Consider the following 5,785-nt stretch of genomic DNA (forward strand, 5'->3'; position numbering starts at 1 on the left):
CCACCCTCCCGACCCGGACGGAGTATCCATGAGAGTCCTGATCACCGGCTTCGAGCCGTTCGGCGGCGAGGCCGTGAACCCTTCCTGGGCCGCCGCCCAGCAGGTGGCGAACGCCCGCCCGGACGGGCTCGACATCACCGCGCTCCGGCTCAGCTGCGTCTACGGGAAGTCGATCGAGGAACTGCGCGGCGCCGTCGCGGACACCGAGCCCGAGCTGGTCCTGTGCACCGGCCAGGCGGGCGGCAGGACCGGCCTGAGCGTCGAGCGCGTCGCGGTGAACGTCGACGACGCCCGTATCCCCGACAACGCCGGCAACCAGCCGGTGGACGAGCCCGTCGTGCCCGGCGGCCCCGTCGCGTACCTCTCCTCCCTGCCGGTCAAGGCCTGCGTCGCCGCCGTACGGGAGGCGGGCCTGCCCGCCTCGGTCTCCGGCACCGCGGGGAGCTTCGTCTGCAACCACGTCTTCTACGGCCTCGCCCATCTCATCGCCACCGAGCGGCCCGCCCTGCGCGGCGGGTTCGTGCACGTCCCGTACGCGCCGGAGCAGGTGGCCGGGCGGGCCGAGCCCTCCATGTCCGTGCCCGACATCGCGCGCGGCCTTGCCGTGATCGTCCGGACCGCCGCCCGTACCACCAGGGACCTCAGGGTCCCGGAAGGAGCGACGCATTGAGCGCCTCGCCCGAGCCCGCGAGCGGGGCGCCGTCCGCCGCGCTCACCTCGTACGCGGACACGTTCGCGCGGCTCGCCGTCGCCAACATCACCCGCGCCTACCCGAACTTCCCGGCCCACCTGCTCGCGGGCCCCGAGGAGCTGGTCGCGCCGCGCACGTACCACCCGGCCTTCTACGGGGCGTACGACTGGCACTCGTCCGTCCACATGCACTGGCTCGCGATGCGGGTCCTGCACCGCTACCGCCCGTCGGCCCCCCAGGCCGGAGCGATCACCGAGGCGCTGGACGCGCACCTCACCCCCGAGGCGATGGCGGCCGAGTCCGGCTATCTGCGGGCCCACCCCTCCTTCGAGCGCCCCTACGGCTGGGCGTGGCTGCTGATGCTCACGGCCGAGAGCGCGGCCCACGAGGACGGGCGGTGGGCCGCCGCGCTGGCACCCGCCGCGCGCACCGTCGCCGAGTTGATCCTCGACTGGCTGCCCAAGGCCCGCTATCCCGTGCGCCACGGCGTGCACAGCAACAGCGCCTTCGCCCTCGGCCTGGTGCTGGACAGCGCGGAGCGCGCCGGGGTCCCCCACCTGGCCGAGCCGGTCCGCGCGAAACTGCGCGCCTGGTTCGCGGGCGACGAGGGCGGCGCCCTGCGCTGGGAACCCTCGGGGCAGGACTTCCTCTCGCCGCTGCTGGCGGAGGCCGACGCGATGCGCCGCGCCGCCGAGCCCGCCGAGTTCAGACTCTGGGCGGGGGGACTGCTGCCCGAGCTGACGTCGGCGGCCCGCTCGGGCGAGCCGGTGCTGCTGGCGCCGCCGGAGGTGACCGACGCGTCCGATGGCCAGATCGGCCACCTCCACGGCTTGTGTCTCAGCCGCGCCGCCGCCCTGTACGCGCTGGCCGACGCCCTCGGAGACTTCCGCTCCCGCATCCTGCGCGACACGGCCGCGGCGCACCTGGAGGCCGGCCTGTCGGCGCTGGGCTCGGGCGATTTCACCTCGGACCACTGGCTGGCCACGTTCGCGGTGCTCGCGCTGGAGGCGGCGGACCCCGACCGCCCCGTCTGACCGGCGCGGCACAGCCGTCGCACAGTTCGGGGGACACGCAGCGCGTCCTATGGTGCCGCTCCGGTACGGGTGGCACGCTTAGTTGTATGAATATCCCTTTTCTGGACACTTGGCGCAGCAGGCGGCACGGAGACGGCGATAGGCCGTCGCCGGCCGCGGCCGCCCGTGAGCAGGAGGGGATCACGGAGCTGCTGTCGGAGTGCGAGCTGCTGCGGGTGTACGCGATGCGGTGGGGGCTGCGGCTCGACGACTCGGTCGACTCGCTGTCCGAGCTCGACCAGCTGCCGCCGCGCTGGCGCGAGGACACGGAGGAGCTGCCCTGGTTCGGCAACGACGCCGGCCTCTATCTCGGCACGGTGATCGTCCGTTCGGTGCCCGGCGCGAAGTGGCACATCTGGCCCAGTGGACACCCCGTGGTGCGGCTCGTGTCGGGCCGGGAGATCCAGGTCGTGGAGGCCGGCCTCGACTGGGCGGTCACCGGCGCCCCCGAGCTTGCCCAGGTATACGCGGAGGCCGCCGAGGTGTGACGCCCCGAATGGGCGAACTGTGTGCAGTTTGCAGTAAATCGCGCTTATGCCGGATTTATGCGTGTCGTCCCTGAAGTCCCTTAGGTGCGTGGATAGTTTGCGCTGACCTCGACAGAGCCGAGAATGGGGTAGGGCAGCGTATGGCCGTCGAATCGTTGATCGAGCCACAACGGCGCAGAGCAAGGCCTCCAGGCCGAATCTCGACTAGGGTGGGCAGTTCAGCCCTGTCGAGATCGGTGGCCGAGGGCGGCACCCCGGCCGCACCAGGGATGCTGCTGCGAGGCGCGCAGTAGCTCAGGGGCAATGACCCGGACCGGACAGCAGCCGGTGATCACTTCTCTGTTCAGGGGAGAAGGTCAGCTGCGGGCCGGCCGGGTTGTGCTCGGCGTGGGGCGGGGCCGCGTCGCGCGTGTGCGCGGCGGGGGCACCGCTCTCTTCTCGTTTCCGGGCCCTGCTGCCCGCGTGTCACCCGCTTCCGGCCTCCCGCGCACGGGGCCGGCTCCCGAACCCCGGGGCTTCTCCGTCCGGCTGCGGGCGCCTGCCGCGGCGTCAGGCTTTTGTCGCTTTGTCTCCGGCGCGCGGCGCGGACGGCGGCGCGCCGGCGGGCAGCGGTTCGCGCGCCGCCTGGGAGACATCCGCGACGAACTCCGTCATGTCGGGCCCGTACGCCTGGGAGTTGACCACCTTCAGCAGCAGGCAGAACGGTCCGTCGCCGTGCTTGCGGCGCAGCCGCTCGTGGTGCCGCGCCAGATAGCGCGCCGCGGCCTGATGGGTGATCGGGCGCTGTCCGCAGAACACGAAGACCGGGCGCGCCCCCTGGCCGCCCGTCAGCCGCGCGAGCAGCACGTGTTCGGCGACCCCCGGCTCGACGCGGTACCGCTCCCGGCCGATGCGGAAGGCCCCGCGGTCGGGGCCCGGCTCCGGGTCCGCCGCGATCGCGACGCCCGGCAGCATCGACGCGAGATGCGCGGCGGTCCTGCGGTTGCCGGCGGGGCCGCCGAAGCAGAACTCCGTGCGCTCGCCGAAGCCCTGCTGGGTCGCGTCGTGGGCGACCAGCCGCGTGAGCGCGCCGCACTCCCTGGCCACGGCGGACAGTTCGAGCAGCGCGAACACGTCGTGCCGGTGCACGGCCGCGTCGCCACCGGGTTCGCGGCCGACGACCGCCAGGCACTCCGAGTGCTCGGGCAGCCCGAAGAACGCCTGCTTCCGGCGCAGGGCGCGCCGCCAGAGAGCCGTACGGGCGAGCCAGCCGAGCCCTCCGCACACCAGGGCCGCCACCACGCCGAGCACGATGTCGCGTACGCCGTCCGTCATGGGCGCGCATGCTAGCGGTGTTCCGTACCGATGTTCGAGGGTTTCGAGGGTGCTGACCGGGCGCGGCTTCCGGCGTGCGGCCAGAAGGGGTTGCGGGGCCCGGCGTGACCCCGAGCGGGATGACGTGTTCCTGACGCATCGCGAGTGCCCGGGCTAGGCTGCGCGGACTGACCGCTTCTGGGGTTTCGGAGGTACGGATGCGCCGCTCCACCGCAGGGAACGTATCGGTCCTGGCCGTGGCCGCCGCCCTGCTCACGGCGGGCGCGGCGGCGCCCCCGTCGTCGGCCGCACATCCCAAGGCGCCGCCGTCGGCCGCACATCCGAAGGCCCCGGCGAAGACCCCGGTCGCCACCGGGTACGGGGGAGCGGTGGCCAGCGTCGACGCGGACGCCACCGCCGCGGGCATCCAGGTCCTCAAGGCGGGCGGCAACGCCGTGGACGCCGCCGTCGCGACGGCCGCCGCCCTCGGAGTCACCGAGCCGTACTCGGCGGGCATCGGCGGAGGCGGCTACTTCGTCTACTACGACGCGAAATCCCGTACGGTCCACACGGTCGACGGCCGAGAGACCGCCCCCGCCTCGGCGGACTCCGGGCTGTTCCTCGACGAGGACGGCAAGCCCCTGCCGTTCGACGACGCCGTCACCAGCGGGCGCAGCGTCGGCACCCCCGGCACCGCCGCCACCTGGGACAGCGCGCTGCGGGCCTGGGGGAGCAGGCCGCTCGGACAGGTGCTGAAGCCGGCCGAGCACCTCGCCGAGGACGGCTTCACCGTGGACGAGACCTTCCGGTCGCAGACCGCCTCGAACGCGGCCCGGTTCGCCGACTTCCCCGACACGGCGAAGCTGTTCCTGCCCGGCGGAGCGCCGCCCGCCGTCGGCTCCACCCTCAAGAACCCCGATCTGGCCCGTACGTACCAGGAGTTGGGGCGCCAGGGCATCGGGCTCCTCTACCGGGGCGACCTCGGCCGCGACATCGTGCGCACCGTCCGCACGCCGCCCGTCGCGCCCGGTACCACCCGCGACGTACGCCCGGGCGACCTCACCACCAACGACCTCGCGGGCTACCGCACGGTCTTCAGGAAGCCCACCGAGGTGTCCTACCGGGGCCTCGACGTGTACGGCATGGCGCCCTCGTCGTCCGGCGGCACCAGCATCGGCGAGGCCCTGAACATCCTGGAGAACACCGATCTCAAGGACGCCTCGGCCGTCCAGTACCTGCACCACTACATCGAGGCGAGCCGGATCGCGTTCGCCGACCGCGGCCGCTGGGTCGCCGACCCGGCCTACGAGGACGTGCCGACCACCGCCCTGCTCTCCCAGCGCTTCGCGGACTCCCGCGCCTGCCTGATCAGCGACAGCCGGGCGCTCACCAGCCCGCTGGCACCCGGCGACCCGCGCCACCCCGCGCCGTGCGCGAACGCAGGGAAGGCCGTGCCCACCCCGTACGAGGGGCAGAACACCACGCACCTCACGGTGGCCGACAAGTGGGGGAACGTCGTCGCGTACACCCTCACCATCGAGCAGACCGGCGGCAGCGCGATGACCGTGCCGGGCCGGGGCTTCCTGCTCAACAACGAGCTGACCGACTTCTCCTTCACGCCCGCCGACCCGGCCGTGCACGACCCGAACCTGCCGGGCCCCGGCAAGCGCCCGCGATCCTCGATCTCGCCGACCATCGTCCTCGACCGGCGGCACCGGCCGGTCTTCGCGATCGGTTCACCCGGCGGGGCCAGCATCATCACGACCGTCCTCCAGACCCTGACGAACCGCGTCGACCGGGGCATGCCGCTGGTGGACGCGATCGCCGCGCCCCGTGCGAGCCAGCGCAACGCGGCCACGACGGAACTCGAACCGGCCCTGTGGAACAGCCCGTTGCGCTCCCAGCTGGAAGCGCTGGGACAGAGGTTCACCGAGCTGGACGAGATCGGCGCGGCCACCGGCGTCGAGCACCTGCCCGACGGCAGGTGGCAGGCGGCGGCGGAGAAGGTCCGCAGGGGCGGCGGCTCCGCGATGGTGGTCCACCGCGCGGGCCCGCAGTAACGGAGGGGCCGGGGCGCGCCCGCGGTAACGGTGGACCGGGGGCGCGTCCGTGTCCCCGGGCGCGCCCCGGGCCCCGCCCCCCCCCCGGGGGGGCCCGGGCCCGGGTCTGCTCACCCTGGCCGGTGTGCCGGCCGGGGCGCGCGCCGGGGACGTCGTACGGCACTGTCTGGACCACCTGGC

The 5,785-nt window shown here is 73.7% G+C and carries 5 protein-coding genes; 4 read left to right on the top strand and 1 reads right to left on the bottom strand.

Annotated elements, in window-relative coordinates:
• The first annotated feature begins 28 nt into the window (after positions 1 to 28).
• The 3 genes from pcp (at position 29) to LCE31_RS35595 (ending at position 2,252) form a co-directional block, all read left to right on the top strand.
• Positions 29 to 670: a pyroglutamyl-peptidase I gene (gene pcp / locus LCE31_RS35585; protein ID WP_225021960.1), complete on the top strand. Its 642-nt coding sequence runs from the start codon at positions 29 to 31 to the stop codon at positions 668 to 670.
• The gene (locus LCE31_RS35590; protein ID WP_225021962.1) at positions 667 to 1,725 is read left to right on the top strand and encodes a DUF2891 domain-containing protein; all 1,059 of its coding nucleotides are present in this window, start codon (positions 667 to 669) and stop codon (positions 1,723 to 1,725) included. The genes pcp and LCE31_RS35590 overlap by 4 nt, the downstream gene beginning before the upstream one ends.
• A gap of 86 nt (positions 1,726 to 1,811) precedes the next feature.
• Positions 1,812 to 2,252, top strand: coding sequence for a DUF6278 family protein (locus LCE31_RS35595; protein WP_225021964.1), 441 nt, complete (start codon positions 1,812 to 1,814; stop codon positions 2,250 to 2,252).
• 549 nt (positions 2,253 to 2,801) lie between these two features.
• Here the strand turns inward: LCE31_RS35595 and LCE31_RS35600 are convergent.
• Complete coding sequence (locus tag LCE31_RS35600; protein ID WP_225021966.1) at positions 2,802 to 3,566, bottom strand: hypothetical protein; 765 nt, start codon at positions 3,564 to 3,566, stop codon at positions 2,802 to 2,804.
• A gap of 197 nt (positions 3,567 to 3,763) precedes the next feature.
• Here LCE31_RS35600 and ggt point away from each other — a divergent pair, with 197 nt between their 5' ends.
• The gene (ggt, locus tag LCE31_RS35605; protein WP_225021968.1) at positions 3,764 to 5,605 is read left to right on the top strand and encodes a gamma-glutamyltransferase; all 1,842 of its coding nucleotides are present in this window, start codon (positions 3,764 to 3,766) and stop codon (positions 5,603 to 5,605) included.
• Positions 5,606 to 5,785: the final 180 nt, after the last annotated feature.

It is taken from the genome of Streptomyces sp. 8L, assembly GCF_020176795.1.
Classification (GTDB): domain Bacteria; phylum Actinomycetota; class Actinomycetes; order Streptomycetales; family Streptomycetaceae; genus Streptomyces.

Coding starts and splice junctions, on each gene's coding strand:
- pcp (WP_225021960.1), top strand. CDS start 29: ATGAGAGTCCTGATCACCGGCTTCGAGCCGTTCGGCGGCGAGGCCGTG.
- LCE31_RS35595 (WP_225021964.1), top strand. CDS start 1,812: ATGAATATCCCTTTTCTGGACACTTGGCGCAGCAGGCGGCACGGAGAC.
- LCE31_RS35600 (WP_225021966.1), bottom strand. CDS start 3,566: ATGACGGACGGCGTACGCGACATCGTGCTCGGCGTGGTGGCGGCCCTG.
- ggt (WP_225021968.1), top strand. CDS start 3,764: ATGCGCCGCTCCACCGCAGGGAACGTATCGGTCCTGGCCGTGGCCGCC.